Here is a 1,529-nt window from a genome sequence, read left to right as displayed (position 1 = left end):
CGGATCGCACCGGCTTGGCCGCTGACACCACCACCGATAACGGTGACGTAGATGTCGAACTTTTCGGTGGTCTCGGTCAGTTCCAGCGGCTGGCGTACTACCATGCGCGCGGTTTCACGACCGAAGAACACGTCCAGAGAACGGTTGTTGATGGAGATGTTACCGGTACCTGGACGCAGGAAAACGCGAGCGGTTGCGGTCTTGCGACGGCCAGTGCCGTAATTTTGAGTCGCCGACATAATGAACTATTCCGTTAAATCTTCAGTTCTTGGGGCTGCTGAGCAGTATGAGGGTGAGTAGCGCCCGCATAGACTTTCAGCTTACGGTACATGTCGCGACCCAGTGGGTTCTTAGGCAGCATGCCCTTAACCGCGGTCTCGATCACGCGCTCTGGGGCCTTGGCGATCAACTTCTCGAAGTTGATTTCCTTGATACCGCCCGGGAAGCCGGAGTGGGAGTAGTACATTTTGTCCGAAGTCTTGGCACCAGTGACACGAACCTGCTCGGCGTTGATGACGACGATGTAGTCGCCGGTGTCAACGTGAGGAGTGTACTCTGGCTTGTGCTTGCCACGCAGACGGCTCGCGATCTCAGTGGCCAGACGACCCAGGGTCTTGCCAGCAGCGTCAACGACGAACCAGTCGCGCTTTACTGTTTCCGGTTTAGCAGTAAAAGTTTTCATTCTTTATAGCCTCAGGGGCCGCCCAGCGAAAATAAGACGGCAGATCTTACTGGATAGTGCGCACCTTGACAAGTCAAGGACACAGCCGCACACGGACGCTATCGGGGGCTCGGGTCAGCGCGTCCAATATTCGGCAGGGTTCTTCTATGGAGCGGGGCATCACTTCCGCTGCACGGAGAGGGGCTGAATTATCCAGATTGCGAAAAAAAATTCAACCTGCTTTTATGCTTCTTTTAGACAGGAAGCAGCCGAATGGACTATCGCCAGCTGGGCCGAACCGACCTCAACGTCAGCGCCCTGTGCCTGGGCAGCATGACCTGGGGCGAGCAGAACGACCAGGCCCAGGCCTTCGCCCAGATCGAACGGGCCAAGGCCGCCGGGATCAACTTCATCGATACTGCCGAGATGTACCCGGTCCCTCCCCGCCCGGAAACCTACGCCGCCACCGAGCGCATGATCGGCAACTGGTTCAGCCAGCGCGGCGACCGTGCCCAGTGGATCCTGGCCAGCAAGGTGGCCGGGCCCGGCAATGGCATCAACCATATTCGCGACGGCCTGCTCAAGCACAACCGCCAGCACATCGTCGCGGCCCTGGACGACAGCCTCAAGCGCCTGCAGACCGACTGGATCGACCTCTACCAGTTGCACTGGCCCGAGCGCAGCACCAACTTCTTCGGCAAGCTGGGTTACCAGCACGCGCCGCAGGACCTGTTCACCCCGCTGGAAGAAACCCTTGAAGTGCTCGACGAGCAGGTCAAGGCCGGCAAGATCCGCCACATCGGCCTGTCCAACGAAACCCCGTGGGGCACCATGAAATTCCTGCAGCTGGCCGAAAGCCGTGGCTGGG

The 1,529-nt window shown here is 59.1% G+C and carries 3 protein-coding genes; 1 reads left to right on the top strand and 2 read right to left on the bottom strand.

From position 1 onward, the window contains the following. Together UW3_RS28605 and rplM are read right to left on the bottom strand one after the other, a co-directional pair. On the bottom strand, positions 1–239 hold a 239-nt coding region (locus tag UW3_RS28605), incomplete at its 3' end, for a 30S ribosomal protein S9 (protein WP_010220761.1). Between the two features lie 14 nt (positions 240–253). Next, entirely contained in the window at positions 254–682 is a 429-nt protein-coding gene (gene rplM, locus UW3_RS0103020; protein WP_010220758.1) for a 50S ribosomal protein L13, read from the bottom strand. Between the two features lie 252 nt (positions 683–934). Here rplM and UW3_RS26435 point away from each other — a divergent pair. Beyond that, the coding region (locus UW3_RS26435) for an aldo/keto reductase (RefSeq protein WP_010220757.1) at positions 935–1,529 on the top strand (595 nt) is incomplete at its 3' end.

The sequence above is a fragment of the Pseudomonas donghuensis genome (genome assembly GCF_000259195.1).
Taxonomy (GTDB): domain Bacteria; phylum Pseudomonadota; class Gammaproteobacteria; order Pseudomonadales; family Pseudomonadaceae; genus Aquipseudomonas; species Aquipseudomonas donghuensis.
Note: the sequence above shows the minus strand (reverse complement) of the source record. Positions and strands in the feature narration are given on the sequence as shown.